The sequence below is a fragment of the Draconibacterium halophilum genome, from assembly GCF_010448835.1.
Classification (GTDB): Bacteria; Bacteroidota; Bacteroidia; order Bacteroidales; family Prolixibacteraceae; genus Draconibacterium; species Draconibacterium halophilum.
Genome location: NZ_CP048409.1, coordinates 2,561,634 through 2,578,403, shown reverse-complemented (window position 1 = coordinate 2,578,403; position 16,770 = coordinate 2,561,634). Strand labels below are relative to the sequence as shown.

Sequence of the window (16,770 nt, the reverse complement as noted above, 5' to 3'; positions counted from 1 at the left end):
TTTATTATTTTTTATTTAGTCTTCGGTTGTAAATGGCGATGCAGGCAGGCCTTCCTTATTTTTCAGGTTCGAGCCGGCCGGATTTCCATCCCAGGCATAACGAACAGCCACTGGTTCTTTTACCTTTCTACTCCAAACTTTAACGGTATTTTTGCTCATCACCACCGCTTTTGCCCAAACAAATTCGCCATCTTCTCCAGCTATCTGAAATCCTTCAAGCAAACTGTTGGTATACAAGCCCGATCCAACAGAAGTGAAAGTGAGCAGAATGCTGCCGTCTTCTATTTTCATCGATTTGTATAAAGGCCCCGCACTAACAATATCTTTGTTTCCGTAGGCCACTCTTTCGGCTTCCAAAAAAAGGCGGCGAGCCACTTCTTTTTTATTTAATGGATGAATATCGTTCCATTCGCCAATGTCAAAAGCCACTGCCATTCCGGTATTTGGTAATTCAAGTGCCCGGCGCTGAGCATCGCGTGTTTCGGCCCAGCCATTTTCAACGGGTTGTTTGTTCGGAAGGCCAAGATTTGCCAACTGCACAAACAGGAAAGGCAAAGCTGGTTTCTCCAGCTGATCTCGCCAGTCCACAATCAGGTCTTTAAACAATTGACGGTACTGAAAGCCGCGTCCGGCGTTGGTTTCTCCCTGATACCAAATCACCCCTTTAACCGTGTACTTTTTCATCGGATTAATCAATGAGTTATACAAACCTCCCGGACGAAATCCAAGACCACCAAAATTTGTTCTTGGAGGGTTTAACTCAGCTCCAATATGGTATTGCCAGTCGCCGGTAATATCGATCACTTTGTTACCAACACGCACTTCATAAGGTTTTTCTTCCACAAAACCACCTCGTCCGCCCTGGTTAAATACACGCACCATCACCTTGTTTGTGCCCGCTTTTAAAACGCCTTCAGGAATGGTATAAATACGCGGTGGATATTGGTAAGTAATATTGCCAACAAAAGTTCCGTTTACAAAAGCTGAATCGCTGTTAATAATGCGCCCCAAACGTAAAATGGCTTCTTCTCCGGCCAACGATTCGTCGATCTCAAATTCTTTGTAGAACCAAATGGAGCCATTCCAGAAGTTCACGCCTTTATCGGTCCAGTAACCCGGCAGCGAAATCTGCGGCCAAACGGAAACATCAACATCATCTTTCGACCACTTCCCTGCCCCGGGATCGTTTTTATTTACTTCTGCTCCCCAGTTGTAAGGTTCAATTTCTCCATTTTTTTCAATATGGGCAGCGCGCATCGAATCGATTTGTTCGCCTCTTTGCAGCCATTCATCCAGGAAAGTAGTAACCTTGTTCTTACTCAACCAGGCTTCTGCAGGCGAGCCGCCAATAGCAGTGCTTATTATTCCTACAGGAACATTGTGTTCTTTCTTAATTTTATTGGCAAAGAACCAGGCCATTGCCGAAAATTCCATGATGTTTTCAGGAGTTGACGACAGCCATTTTCCATCGGGATAATCGGCTTTTTCGGTCTCTGCATTTTCTCGTGTTGATGAACGGAAAAGACGAATCTCATCGGTATTTATTTTCAGAATTTCATCGGCATATAAATCCATTACACGACGGAGCTGCAATTCCATATTCGACTGCCCTGAAGCCAGCCAAACGTCGCCAACCAAAATATCAGTCAGTTCAATATCGTTTATAGCCATGTAATACGGACCACCGGCAGCCATTGCCTCAAGCTCAAGCTGCCAGTTTCCGTTCCTGTCTGCCTTGGTTTTAAATATTTCTCCTAAAAACTCAATTTCAATCTTTTCTCCGGCATCGGCCCAGCCCCAGATATTAACCGGCTCGTTGCGCTGAAGCACCATTCCATTACTTACCAAACGTGGTAATTTTACAGCAGCGGTTAGTTTTCCGCAAAACACGAAAAGAAGTAACAACGCTAATAAACTGTACTGTATTCTATTTCTGTTCATTTGCTAAAGTTTTACTTGTTTACTTTCAGGTGCTCCTAAATAGCTTGGCTTCAAACCTCCTGTATCAATTATAATTTTCTGTAAAACAATCCCCGGTTCCAACACACGAATTCGTAAATGATGCACGCCGGTTTTATTTATGTGGTGTTTTGTTGAGGTCTGAATTATCCGTTCGGCTTGCCACCTTCCCAGCTCGCCTCTGTATGCCCCATTGAAATTAACAATCTGCTCTTCTTCGCCATTAAACGAAATAGCATAACGAAGCCCTTTATTGGCGTTAAAATTCAAAGTTGGCGAAACCAATACACTCACCTCAAACTGCCCAGTTGAACTGAGGTTAACGGCATATTCGAGGTAAATACGATCTTCATTGGAGGGATAAGCGTTTTGCGGGAATGTAGTCATACCAGATTCTGTTTTTCCCAGATCAGGAATTTCCATCCAAACAATCTGTTCGTTACCATTAGCAACCGTGTAGTTAGCTGCCTCAATCGATACATATCCATCGGCTTCTTGAAAAGCCATCTTCTCGCGTGGAATTTCAGGCTCCTCAACCCGTATTACTTTTGGCATTATTCTTCTGCGTGGTTCTGCCCACGATCTATATCCAATTCTTTTCTGATCCATTTGGTGGTTCCACTTCCCATCGGCAATTTGTGTATTGTAATGCACTGTAAAAAGCGAATCGCGGTCGAAACACTCTATTACCACATCGGCCCAATAGCTAGCTTCCGTGTTATTTTCCTTTGCCAATTGATGGTTTTTAGCTACAGCATAATACATTTCGTACAAGTTCGATGTGGCATTTGTTGGAAACAACACCAACTGATCGAAAGCATCTTTGTACTTATTCGGAATAAAATTGTACAAACGAAGCGCATCCAAAGTCAGGTCGCGGTAATCATTACGAACCCGCTCGAATTCGTTGTAATTTTCGAGACTAAAAGTATTGGCATCCAATAATTCAGGAGTAACCCTGTGGTTGTATTTTGTGTAAAGATTGATGATTCGTGCAGCCTCTGCACCATACTTTTCTCCAAATTGTTCGCTGCACCAATTAAGCGTATGCTGATACAGGTTTTGTGGATTGAACTGCTCCGGATCCCAGGCCATATCCAGGAAAAAACTAATGGGATATTCCATGGGTTTTAAATCGCCCACATTTAGTACCCAAATCCGGTCAACACCATGACTGTAGGTTAAGTTCATTTGTTCCCAAATCCGTTGTATCTGGCTAACATTTATCCACCTGTAACTTCGTGGTCCACCCACATAATCAACATGATAATACATGCCATAACCACCTTTGTGTACCGGCGCATTTACATCGGGCAATTTGCGTACATCGCCCCAGTTGTCGTCGCACAGTAAAAGAGTAACATCATCTGGAACCCGCATCCCTTTATCGTAATAATCCTGCACTTCTTTGTACAATGCCCAAACCTGCGGTGTTTCTTCAGGTTTTTTTCCAGTTACATCGCTAATAATTTTACGCTGGTCTTTCACTATATTTTCAAGAAGCGAAATATTTGTGCCTTCTTCCATGGCTTCGTCGCCATCGCCACGCATACCAACTGTTACAATCGTTTCCCAGTCCTTATTGCGTTCCATTCCTTTTGTCCAGAAATCCTTCAGTACATCTTTATTTTTGTTATAATCCCAAGCGCCTGAACCATATTTGTGCCATTCGGCCTGTGCCCTTCCCAGTGGTTCGTGGTGCGAGGTACTCATTACAATTCCCAGTTTATCAGCCAAAGGACCATTTGCAGGATCATCGTCGAAAAAAGCTTTTCCCCACATGGCCGGCCACAAAAAGTTACCACGTAAACGCAATATCAATTCAAATACATTACTGTAAAACGGTGCATTAAAATCCCCAAATTTTTCGCGTACCCAGCCGCCTAAAGCCGGTTCTTCGTCGTTCAGAAAAATACCGCGGTATTTCACTTTTGGAGTATCGGTTACGAAACGGCCGGCTTTTACATAAATAGCTTCTTTTTTCTCAACAGGAACATCTGCCCACCAATACCATGGTGAAACACCCATTGCACGTGATAAATTCAACATGGCATAAATAGTTCCCCGTTTATCGCTTCCGGCCAACACAAGCGCTTTAGCCACTCCGGGGAAAGGATTTTCCACCACTTGTGTGAGACTTTTCTCCCATGTGCCATTTATATCGCTTATGTCTATTTTACTTTCGCTAATCAATTGATCAATCCATTTGCTTTTACCAATGGTACCAACCAATATTACTTCCTTTGAGGTAGGTAATTCATTTTGAATATAAGTTTTGTAACTACTCACCCGCTCAATATCATCAACAAACCAACCGCCAACCATTGCAACACCAGCGTAATCGTCTTCATCAATCACCACCGGTACTACTTTTCCATCTTCAAAAAGAGTAAAACTATCGGCTTCTTTTTCAAATACAACGCAGCTATTGCTGTACTGTGCTATAGCCGACAAGGAAGTTAATACGACAATGGTAAAAAGGAATAGTACTAATGCCGTAATTCGTTTCACATTCTTCAGGAAAATTTTAATGGTTATGCCCATAACTACTTTGGTAAAATATTTACTATAATTCGTTTATATCGCGACAGTTCAGGCTCTCCTTTATCTGTCACCTTTAGAATAATATGCGCTGTCTCCTTCTTCTTCACATCAGGAGCAACAATCCATACACTATGAATATTTTGAGCATCTTTAATCAATCGTTCTTTTAAAGTTCCGGCCTCGGGATAACTAAACCATTGGAAACTTATATTATCACCATCAGGATCGTACGAGTCACTAGCATTCAAAGCAATTCCTTGTCCTGACTTCACCGTGATCTCTTCTGCACCATTCAAAACAGGAACCGGAGGATGGTTGGCTTCATCAAAGCTTTTTGTACACCAATCGATTCGGGCAGCAAAATCATTTTGAAAATCATCGCGCCAACGCCACAACGAAACTTTATCACCGGTAAAAGTCGTGGTGTCTAACTTAATAGTCCTTCCAAAATTGTTTGGAACGCAAGGCGTATAACTGTCGAAAGCATTCGTCCATATTGCTCTAACTTCGGGTTCAAACGGAACGCCTGAGCTTCCTTTTTTTGCTTTCGAAAAATCGGGTTTATACATTTCGTAGCGACCGCCCCAGCCACCCCAATCCGGGTATTCTGGTTTATTCAGCCCGTTTTGAATTAAAGACAACCACGCAGGGGTATCTCCTTCCATTCCATAGGCAACATCAGGATACGCTGCACCCAGTGGTCCATGTCCTTGCTGAATATTACGAGCCAACCAGTTGTTGCTTATTTTTTCATTATCAATGTCTGGTATAACACTGTTTATAGCAGACCATGTGGCACTTCCGTAGTTATCTCCCGGGCTAACAATGTAAAACAAATCAGGATAGTTTTTCCGAATCCAGATGCCGCTGTCGTCCTGATCGGATATGGTGTAAACGCGAAGTTTTGAGATTAATCGTTTTGCTTCGGCTTTGGTTTTGCTGTGTTCAATTTTGTACAATGTCTGAGCCAGGGTATTTACACCGCCCCAAACCGACACCCACAAAGGACGCTCATCCTCTTCTTCTAATATCTTTATTATCCAATCCGATCCTTCAGAATCTTTGCCATCGCCTACTCCTTTCATTCCATAAACAGGAAGTCCTTCTTTTACCAACTTTAGCAAGTCCTCTTCTTTTGGGAAACCAGAAGCATGCCCTGAAAGATTGGCCTGAACTTTACCGTAAGCCTTTATAACTTTCACAATGGATCCAGGATTAACCTGTGTTTTGAGCCAACAGGATGTCGTAGCAACAATTCCTTTTATGTCAATCTCGTTTGAGTATAAAAACAAACGCACAAACGACTGTGTATCATCCGGGTCTGCTTCAATATCAGATAAAATAATTACTCTATGTTTTGTATATTCCTCTGCACCGGTTGATCGGGCACTCAACATCCCAATGCTTGTAATCGATATTAAAATGATTTTAATGAAAGAGAAATATTGATATTTTTTGCTCCCCTTATTAAAACTCTTTCTTTTCATGATTTTTATATTTTTTCTCTTTGATCAACTTCTAATTCAAGTTCAGATATACTGCATTCAAAGTTCTGGTTTCACATTTTTATTCTCTTATTCTATCGGTCCCCACCAATCGGTCCATTTGGCATAATCGACATTTTCGTATGGATGTACTGCCACATTTGTATTGGCCTCGGTATCACCCAACAAAAATTTATTAACGAAAGCTTCTACTTCAGGTCTTTGCACATCGGGCAACTGGCAGTGTGGATGTCCGGCTACAATTGAAAAACCAAATCGATCAGCAATACCAAATGCTTCCCAAACGTGTTTGGCCGCTTGACACGACACATACCCCGATTCGTCGGCCAACCACTCGTAATCCGGATTTCCAAGACACAATAAAGCTCTTGGAGCAATCATCGCCATTAATTCGTGATGATCGAACGGAAGTTTAGCCACATCATTTGAAAACTGAAACATACTTTCCATAAACCACACATGACTGGTTCTGGCCAAAGTTTCAACTTCTCCCAGAGTTTCAGACACACGCCATGCAGCGGCTCCACCCCCACCTGATTCCTGTGCAATAGTTAATGCAATTCGTTCGTCAAAAGCTCCGGCATACAAGGCCATTTTACCTGCAAAAGAGCAACCGGTTATGGCAAGGTGCTTTAAATCAACAGGAAGATCGTCGGCAACCAACTCCAAACCATCGATTAAACGGCTCACCCCCACGACCAGGCAGCATAGGCTCCCATATATTCAAGATCGGGATACAATTTGTTAATTGGTTCGTTTCCGCGAACTTGCTTCCACGCTAAAACATCTCCAAAATTGAAAGTAATTTGTGCAATATTCTTACTTGCAAAAATATCGGGAGGAAGACTACCTGAACTTCGACCTACGCCAATTACTGCAGGAAACGGACCGTCTCCTTCGGGTAAAAGAACTGCCGATATTAAAGTAAGTGTATTTCCATTGGCTGTAATAGCTACCCTTAAAGTATCGTTTACAAAACTTGCTGAAATGCTATCCGGGCGACTTGGTTTTGGCCCAATTTCGTAGTGCTGAATTTCGGCGCCTATTTCGTTGCGGCGACGACTCCAATCTTTAAAATCTGTTGAGCGTCCACTACCGTCAGACCATGCAAATGGATCAGTTAGATTTTCAACTACAGAAAGTTGATCAAATTCAGGTAATACTCCCTGTGAAAGATTTTGGCCCATATTCTCTTGATCGTATACAAGAGGAGGAATTTTAGCTTCACATGAACCAAGCACAACTGAAGCTATTAGCAGCAGTACCAAACGTATTTTACTGTTCATAATAATTTGACTTTGGTTTAATGTTTAGTATTCGATTTAGCTAATTCCACATTTATTTTTCTGTTCAGACAAATAGCGTTGCCCCTTATACCATTACTATTCACCTTACAAAAAACAAAGTTAAGTTTGTACGAAACGAAGTTGTTTTAATATTGAATATTTGATGTTCAAATTTGAATAACATTCAAACTTCAACACTCCCCAAATCTCATATTTTTCAATACGTTTAAAGATATTTCGGATTACAGCCTATTTACAAAGACTTAAAATTTTACACTCACCCGATTATTTTTTCAACAGTTTGAATAATGTTTTTATATGTATTGCAGTTTTCCAACCTCACCTCAAAATTCAATTTATTCATTACAATACTTAATTAAGGTACACAAACCCTTTTCTGATCGTATCCGTATTTTTTGTTTTTTTATAACGGAATTAATATCCGGTCTGACTTTTTGAAGTTCGGGCAGCAGTTTTTTTGCGTTGCTAAAAACATAAGGAAGTTCCTGACCAATGGAAATTAAATACTGGTCTTCCTTCCTAACAAACCGGTCGGGTGTCGCCTCCTGAAAACCAATGGCTTTTTGTGCCGGTGCGAACTCCAGCCTATATTGTTTATACAATTTTACATTACCATCAACCAATAGTTCCAAAATTCCAGTCTGTGTGTTTCCATCAAGCACATACTTCAGATTGTGAAAAGAAAAATCGTCGAAGTCAAATTGATAAGATGTCGATTCATTCCCAATCTCAAGTATTTGCCCTTCCTCGTTCTTATACTCAATTTTGTCGTTATAGATATTGTACCTCAATGGTACTTTTTCAATACAAATGCTATCGTTTATTATAACCTCACCTTCTGAAAATTCATCCATCATATAGGGCGTTCCATCTATGTCCGGGGCTACCAAGCCACTTCTTCCACTTTTAATGACCGTGTATTGATCCGACAAACTACTTAAATCAGATATAATATAAATTTGTGAAATTCCGGTAAGTGCATATAAAATCAGAATGGCCAGAAAAGTTATTTTCGTCATAATCTTCTATTTCGTTTGAATTTGAATTATACAACTTTGCAAGTTGTCTGATTCCATAGTTAGTTGAATAATACCCGGTTACCTAACTCTCCCTTTTATTATTGCAAGACATTTACCATTAAAAGCATACCCTTCAAGCAATGAGAATGCACGTATATCTGCCGGATTTCCATTGTCTGTTGCAACAGTTTCACCTAATTAATATGCTACTTGGGATTAAAACAGATCACACAAACTGATATCATCTATAAAGTTACAAGGTGATATTTTAGGTGTAATAGAGAAACCTGAATATTACAAGTTTAATAGTTTGACAAACGTGAACGAGGTTTTCTGTATACACATCGGGTTCACTATTACAAGAAAGAAGAGACTGTTTTTAACCAAACAGCCTCTCCTTATACTACCAAATTAATCTATAATAGAAAATTTATTCTCCTCCTAAGCCATCTGCAAATCCAGCATAAGCCGGTTTTCTGTAATAACCTTCATTCCAAAGACCAATTGGCTGTCCGGCTCTCCATGAAGAGTCATCCGGACTGTCAAGCGGGCTCCATGCAGTAATACCGTATTGTTGACCTGCCGGAATTAATTCCAGGTACTTTTCAACAACGTATTGATACATTTCGGCCTGAGCTTGCAGGTCTTCCACAGTTGCATTTGGTGTTGTTACTCCATCGGCAATACCGATATCAAGTTCTGATATTTTTATCAGTTTCCCTGTGGCAGCCAACAGTGTAAACATCTCCACAATTTGATCCTTATCAGAGTTAGTGTTAATGTGCATCTGTGTTCCAATTCCATCAACACGAGCTCCTTTGCTTTCGATGTATTCAGCATAAGCAATCAAACCTTTACATTTATCAATGTTGTATTCCAGGTTATAATCGTTGATGAATAATTTGGTATCAGAGCTACCGTATTGTGCCGCCATAATGAAAGCTTCAACACCGTAATCTTTACCCATATAATCCTGCCAGTAGAAATGATCGGCAGGTAAATCATCTCTGCCAACTCCTGTTTTCAGCTCGAACGGACTACCATCATCCATTGGCTCATTCACCACATCCCAGGCATGTACATAATCTTTCGATACTTCCATCATTCCTGCAATCCAGCGGTCAAGTTCAGCAGTAATAGTATCTTGCTTTTCTTCGGGCGTCATTTCAATGATGGTTGCACCACCACCATCTTCGTTAAACCATTTTACCACAACGTTATCGAAATAGTAATTAGTTGCGTTTGCCCCCAAGTTAAAAGCAATGGTTGTACAACCCGACGTATTGTCTGCAATCGTAACTTCTTTCACAAAATGTGTCCATTCGTTTGTAAAAGCAACCTGACCGAAGAAATCCCAGTGTTTATATGCATAAGGTACTGTATGTGCCTGAGTAGGAACCGATACATCAGCATCAGCTTTTACATCCATTTCCAAGATGTATTTTTGACCTACTTCAGTAGCTTCAGGGAAAGTAAAAAAGAATTGGCAGTCCCAATCGTTTGCACGAACTGATTCGTTTACAATCTTTAATGCTCTTCCATTTCCTTCAGCACCTGTTCCATCGGCTGTAAAACTCATTAATGCATTTGAATTACCCTGGTAGTTCGAGGCATTGTCTGTTTCGAAATCGTTTTCAGATACTACATCCCAGGTTGGTCCTCCACCATTTGGATTTAACCACTCAACCTTAATGTTATCAAATTCGTACGTTGTAACATTATTACCAAGGTTAAATGCTATAGTTGTACACTCTGAAGTACTTCCGTCGATTGTCGTCTCTACCGAAATCTGGCTCCACTCTGTGGTAGGGCTGATAGTTCCGAAGAAGTCCCAGTGTTTGTACGCACCAGGAGAACGATGCGCCTGGGTAGGATAACTTACACCATCATTGGATGCTTTCACATCCATGGTAAGTCTGAATTGCTGACCTTCGACAGTTTCCTGTGGAAAGGTTACAAAAAATTGCACATTCCAGTCGTTCTCTGTAATGGCCGGGTTTACAATTGATAGTGCCCGTCCTCCATCGTGATCAGAGAAAGTTGATTCAGCTCCCCTCAGCTCGTAGTTGGACGCGTCATCATCCTCAAAATCAATTTCTGTTAAGACTTCCCATCCTGGCCCACCAGTTCCGGGGATCTCAATCGGTGCAATAAGTCCGTTCAGGTACTCAGCGTTCTGGTTGGCATGCCATGCAAGAGTGTGCCCGTATATTGTAACGCCTGCTTCTTCGGTAGAAGCGATAAAGCTTTCTACTCCTGAAAAGTCCATGCTTCCGTTGTCCTGAACAATTGCGCCATGTTTCATTCCATATCCAGCTGTAACTTCATCGAAATTTGAACTGATATGACTGTATACCAATCCTTTTTCGTTGAAAGCGTTCAGCGAAACACCTGCCCCCAATTTAAAATCGGGGCTGGCACTTCTGTCAACATATGATTTCAACACATCGTAATCATTCAAATACTCCAGCCGGGCAAGATTTTCTGGTTTATCGACTTTATAATCGAGTAAACTATCTTCAACGCAAGATGCCATAAAAAGAATGGAAATGGCACCCAGCAAAAGTTTATTTATGTATTTCATTTTCATCTTAATTTAAGCGATTAGTTAACGTTATATGATGGTGAAAATGTTTCAAATGCAATACCACGGTCGCGAACAACCAGTATATCTGTTGTAGCATAGCTTTTGCTTCCCATATCAATTGTGTAATCCAGATAGATTGCGTTACGGTCTTCGTTGCCCCAGCTATTTTTTTCTCCATCTTCAACAAAGGTTCCACTGCCTGTTGCGTTGAATCCTTCCGTAGCAGAAGTTATGGTACAAGCGTTCTGATCGTTGAAAGTTAGCAACAAGGTACATGTTACGTTTTCGCCACTTTCGTTTACAACCGGAACCGGAAACTCAACTGTATTTAATGAGGCTGTTTCCAATGCAACCAATTCGTCGTCTTCAACAAATTCAGCCTCACGTGTAACCGTGCTGGTTTCTCCGCCTTCTGTAATTACATCCTCACCACGACGCAGGTAATTTCCGTGCCATGGATTAATAAATTTCACACAATAAAGTACGTAGTCTTTAGGCAAAACATCCCAGTCGCTCATATTTACTCTCACAGCTCCATCGAATTTTGGAACTCCTGAAAGAATAGAATCGGCATTTACAACATTGGTCATTCGTAACGGAATAACGTATGTGTTTTTTAAGGCATTTGGATCGGCAAAAAACGCATCTGTTAATTGTACTTCAACACCATCTTGTATGGTTTTATCCAGAAAGATTTGATCGGCTGCCAAAGAATAATAATTACTTGGCATGGCCTGAACAGGCGAAGAAAAATCGCCATCGAAAAACAAGTTGTTGCACAAATTATTGTCAACAGAAATGTCGATTCCAATGCTTTGGTCGTTGGAATAAACACCCCCCATTGTCGCGTAAATTTCGCATTTATGCTCTTTATCCAGCGTATTGTCGATAATATCTTCTCCCAGTACAATAGTCCTTACCGGATACTGGTAGGCAAAATATACGGTGCTGTAGTCAAAGTCCGGAAATTCTACATCCTGGTTCTCGCAAGATGTGAATAGCATTGCAAAAATTCCGGCTGACACTATCATTAAAATTTTAATCTTTTTCATATTTCTCAATATTTTCATCTTATTAAAATAGTTCATTTTTAAAGGTATAAGATGTAACTCCCATGATTTTAAGAAAATGCATATGCATTACATATTTTGTCATGGTCGTTTCAATTATTATTCAGAAAATTACCAACCTGCATTTTGTTCCAGGTTACTCCATTTCTGTAGTTCACCGTAAGGAATTGGTCCGTAATACATATAATCGGCATAATTTCTTGACTCAACATCAATTGGCGAGTAAGTATATGTACCATTCGGATCGTCGATTCGCATTCCACGGGCGGTTTCGTTCAGGTTAGCAACGTCCCAGCGACGTAAATCCCAGAAACGGTGATTCTCGAAACAAAGCTCAATACGACGCTCGTTTCTGATCAACTCGCGCATTTTATCCTGATCGCCTTTTACTGATTCCAGATAGGCATCGCCATTATCTTGACCAATACCAGCTCTTTCGCGGATGGCTTTAATAACATCGTAAGCAGAATAGGTATTTCCGCCGGTTCCGGTTGGTCCCCAGGCTTCGTTAGCCGCTTCGGCATAGGCCAGGAATATTTCGGTATAGCGAATACGTGCAGTATAGTGCTTTTGTTCGGTATCAAATTCCGGATTTGGATTACAGTCGTAACGCAACAGTTTACGCATATAGTAACCTGTGCGGGTCGACAATCCATTTTCCTTATTAATACCGTCGTTGTTATCGCTGTAAGTTCCGGTAACAATTACATCGCTGTTTGGTCCTTGTGTGCTTTCGTTAACCACAATATAGTCGTTTAAACGTGGGTCGCGGTTTGCGTAAGGATTTGCAGGATCATAACCGCTTGAAGGATCATTAATTGGATAACCGTCTAAGCTTGGAAATGCATCAACTAAGTTTTGTGTAGGATTTACACGTCCGTTTCCGTATAACGAAGGAGGGAAGTTATCAGTCTCCAAATCGTTATTCTGACCAACATCGCCTCTCCAGATAATTTCAGGAGGTGCTACACCAGATGCCAAACCTTCAATTTGGCTAATATTGGCATACCAGGTATGTCCATCAGTTGCCAAACCACTTGGTCCGCCAACACGGTCTAAAACATCGGCAGCAAAATTTGCTGCATCTTCCCAGGTTACCGTTGTTCCGCTGTTGTACGATGGACTGGCTGCCAACAATGCTGCCTGTGCGCGCACTGCTTCAATAATACGTCCGGTTATACGGCCACGCATGTGGTTACCATTTACCCGGTTGTAATCGCCGGCATTGGTAACGCCCAACGACTGATATTTTGAAGGAATTTCCCCATCAGAGATATCGCCGAAATCAAGCGGTAAAAGATCCAGAGCAGTGTTTGCATCAGCAATGATCTGATCGATACACTCCTGGAAAGTATTACGAGGCAGGTTAAAGTCTGAATCAGCTGTTTCAGGCTCCGTAATAATCGGAATACCTAACAATTCGCCTCCGGCAGTCCAGCCACCGTGCGCCAGTAACAACGAATACATTTGAACGGCTCTCAGCGCGTAAGCTTCACCTTTCAAACGGTCGTTATACATTGTGTTTATCACTTCATCTTTACTCCAAACCACCTCGTTGGTATTCGCTAAAAACAGATTGATATACTGAATCGCATTTCTTCTGCCTTGCCATTGAGACATGGGATTATCGCTGGCAGTCCACGAACCTGTGGCCATTGCCAGGTAGTCGTTTTCGTTATCGTTGGTTACTGCATCATCAGTTGCCACATCGCTATTCGGAGTCGACGAGTAGGGCAATAATATGTACGCATTGGCCAAAATACCTTGTGCATAAGTTGGTTCGTTGTACATCGCATCAAGTCCCCTGTTATTCTCCAAAGCCGGCTCGAACATATCGTCGCAAGCGGTGAACAGAAGTACAAGAACCACTAATTTTATTATATTCTTCATCGTTAAAATTCTTTATAGTTACTTATTAGAATGTGGCCTTTAAACCTATATTAAAGAATCGCGTTTGTGGTGCGCTGTCAAATTCCAGTTCCAGGATATCTTTTTCCTTCGAAATGGTTAACAGGTTAGAACCACTAACGTAAGTCGCGATGCTTTCGAACAAACTGTTTTGAATCAGGCTTTGTGGCAAATCATAAGTGATTTGGACTTTAGCAATATTAAAACGGTCTGTTTTGTACATCCAGAAATCAGAAGCGCGGAAGTTGTTACTTCCATTTTCTGTTGTCAGGCGTGGGTAAGTAGCTGTAGCTTTTGTTTCTTCCGTCCAACGGTCGAGTACTACTTCCGAGTATTTTCTATCTCCGTAAACCCATTGGTACGCGTCATCTTTCATAGCATAAGCACCATAATTTCCGGTACCAAGAGCGAAGAAAGTAAAGCCTTTATATTTGGCTGTAAAGTTTACACCCATAGTAAGTGGTGCTCCACTCCAACCGCCACGTCCAAGGTATACTTCATCTTTATTATCGATTACATTGTCGCCATTTTGATCCACATATTTAATGTCGCCGGGTTTAACCGTTCCACCAAATTTTTGTTCAGGAGAGTTGGTAACTTCGTCAGCACTCTGGAATAAACCGGTACTTTCCAATCCCCAGATTCCATCAATTGCTAAACCTTCGCGGTACTGATAATCGTATTCGTAATTTTCGTCGCGTTGTGTAGCTTCAGTAGTATAATAAATACCAGAAACACCCAATGTAAGATCTACTTCTCCAACCTGTTTATTTACGTTCACATTAAAGTCAAATCCAACACGTTTATCGTTGTTGAAGTTAACGTTAGGAATAAATGAAGCATCAGGCCAATAGGTGAAGAAATAGTTTGGAAAAATGGTAGACGGCTCAATCAACAATCCTTCGGTAGAATTGATAAAGAACGAAGTGTTAACTGTTAAAAGTTTTTCCCAAAGCGAAGCCATCAGCGTTGCCGATACTTCTTTTCGTTTAACAAAATCCAGCTCATCATTTCCTCCTCGTTGTGAGTTGGTTGAGCGCTCCGATGCACCATCATACCATCCCCACCAGGCACCGTCGGCCTGTGTGTAGTTGGCTTCGTACATGTAATACTCTTCAATATCGAGGTCTGAATTCAGGATACTACCTGATAAATTCAGACTCAGTTCATCAAATACCGATGAGTTGGCCATAAAATCCTCTTCACTTATTTTCCATCCTAAACTTAAAGATGGCGATAATGCCTGGCGGTTTCCTGCAGGCAATTTTGCCGAGTGGATTACCGATGCACTAAAGTCGGCATAGTACTTTTTCTTGTAGTTGTAGCCCAACTGCAAACCGGCATTTGCATTACTAATACGGTGATATTCACCAGAATTGGTAATTTGATAACCCGATGCTATTAACATTGCATTAAGGTTGTGGTTTTCCTGAAAGGTTTTATCGTAGGTAAAATACCCTGAGAATGCAATGGTTTGATTGTTGGTACTTCCGCCAATATTTTGCGAACCCGATTTCTCATCGTTGTTATACTTTGTTATTCCGGCAATTACATCGTCCCCATTGTAATTGTACCAGTTTGGCTCATACACTGCATAAGAATTATTATATGATGTGCTGTACGAAGTAGCATAATCAACAGCAAACTGTGTATGAAAAGCCAAACCTTCGGTTACACCACTTAAATCGAAATCCAAACCGGTGTCGAACTGGAACTGACGGCTGGTCCACTTGCTTGATCCTGCAGCATAATAATCTGCAAAAATGTTTGTCTGATCCACCTGAGTACCTCCCAGAAAATATTGCCCGCCAATAATGTTCTCACTTCCGTTTATCAGATTCCACGATTGTTGATCGTTTGGATCGATAAAACCAAGTGGAACAAGTGGAGCAATACGGTTAGGACGCAACGTTGATGCAGCACTCCAGTAATTACCATCTTCCTCGCTTGAATTTCCACTACGTGAATTGTAGAAAGTTGCGTTTGTATTAATATAAGCATCAATAAAATCGTTCAGTTTAAGATCGATATTACCGCGTATATTTAAACGATCGGTGAAATTATCAGCAGCTTCACCAAAATCAAGCGCATCATTCTCGCGGTAGTAACCAATATTGGCATAAAACTTTGCACGTTCGTTACCACCCAAAATTTCTGTTGAAACGTCGGTACGGTTGTAGTACGACTTTAAATATTCTGATGAATAAAAATCTACATTCGGATAACGGTAAGGATTGCTTCCCGATGCGTAATTGTAAATGTCTTCATCGCTGTACAAAGCCGTCTGTCCATCATTTACACGTGCTTCATTATACAGGGTCATGTACTGAGCCGATCCTAAATATGAAGGATTACTTTTTGATACATGATAACCAGTGTTTGCGCGTACATTAATTTCAAGCGGGGTATTTTTACCACGTTTTGTTGAAATTAAAATAGCACCTTTTGCAGCACGGCTACCATAAAGAACAACTGCTGCAGCCGATTTCAGAAATGTGATCTGTTCGATTTCGGTTGGCAACACATTGTTAGCTGCACGAGGAACACCATCAACCAGTACGAGGTAGTCGCCCATGCCCCACAGTGCGTTTCCGGTAAAACCACCAACGTAGCCCTGCATGTTGTCTAAACTATATGTATTATAGTTCTTTTTCATTAATTCTTCGAGATCGACCACAGAAACGCCTCCCAAAATGTCGCTTTGCGCCACCTTGCGATAAGATACCTGCACCAATGGATCATTGGTTATTGTGATCGTATCCGTTTCATTTTCTGCCGGAGTTTGTGCGTTCATCAAAAACGGAACAACTACAAACAGGGCAAATAAAATGAATCTTTTTTGTATATGTTTCATTGCTTATTCGATTATAA

Annotated in this window: 8 protein-coding genes and 1 pseudogene; all 9 read right to left on the bottom strand. The window is 41.2% G+C overall.

The genetic code is table 11. The features are described 5' to 3' along the window. Positions 1–15: 15 nt before the first annotated feature. On the bottom strand, positions 16–1,941 hold the full coding sequence (locus tag G0Q07_RS10305; RefSeq protein ID WP_163346012.1) for a sialate O-acetylesterase: 1,926 nt from the start codon (positions 1,939–1,941) through the stop codon (positions 16–18). Between the two features lie 3 nt (positions 1,942–1,944). After that, positions 1,945–4,470, bottom strand: coding sequence for a glycosyl hydrolase 115 family protein (locus G0Q07_RS10300; RefSeq protein ID WP_203532511.1), 2,526 nt, complete (start codon positions 4,468–4,470; stop codon positions 1,945–1,947). A 35-nt stretch (positions 4,471–4,505) separates the two neighbouring features. Continuing rightward, positions 4,506–5,990, bottom strand: coding sequence for a nucleoside hydrolase-like domain-containing protein (locus G0Q07_RS10295; RefSeq protein ID WP_203532510.1), 1,485 nt, complete (start codon positions 5,988–5,990; stop codon positions 4,506–4,508). A gap of 87 nt (positions 5,991–6,077) precedes the next feature. After that, positions 6,078–7,195: pseudogene (locus tag G0Q07_RS21275) on the bottom strand (glucuronyl esterase domain-containing protein). A gap of 455 nt (positions 7,196–7,650) precedes the next feature. Further along, positions 7,651–8,334 (bottom strand): hypothetical protein, encoded by a 684-nt coding sequence (locus tag G0Q07_RS10285; protein ID WP_163346010.1) that lies wholly within the window; start codon positions 8,332–8,334, stop codon positions 7,651–7,653. Between the two features lie 430 nt (positions 8,335–8,764). After that, positions 8,765–10,918 carry an endo-1,4-beta-xylanase gene (locus tag G0Q07_RS10280; RefSeq protein WP_163346009.1) on the bottom strand — a complete coding sequence of 718 codons (2,154 nt, stop codon included), beginning with the start codon at positions 10,916–10,918 and terminating at the stop codon, positions 8,765–8,767. A gap of 20 nt (positions 10,919–10,938) precedes the next feature. Continuing rightward, positions 10,939–11,973 (bottom strand): DUF5627 domain-containing protein, encoded by a 1,035-nt coding sequence (locus tag G0Q07_RS10275; RefSeq protein ID WP_163346008.1) that lies wholly within the window; start codon positions 11,971–11,973, stop codon positions 10,939–10,941. Positions 11,974–12,102: 129 nt separating this feature from the next. Next, a complete protein-coding gene (locus G0Q07_RS10270; RefSeq protein ID WP_203532507.1) occupies positions 12,103–13,881 on the bottom strand; it encodes a RagB/SusD family nutrient uptake outer membrane protein in 1,779 nt (592 codons plus the stop codon). 25 nt (positions 13,882–13,906) lie between these two features. Further along, a complete protein-coding gene (locus tag G0Q07_RS10265) occupies positions 13,907–16,753 on the bottom strand; it encodes a SusC/RagA family TonB-linked outer membrane protein (protein ID WP_163346007.1) in 2,847 nt (948 codons plus the stop codon). Positions 16,754–16,770 lie beyond the last annotated feature (17 nt).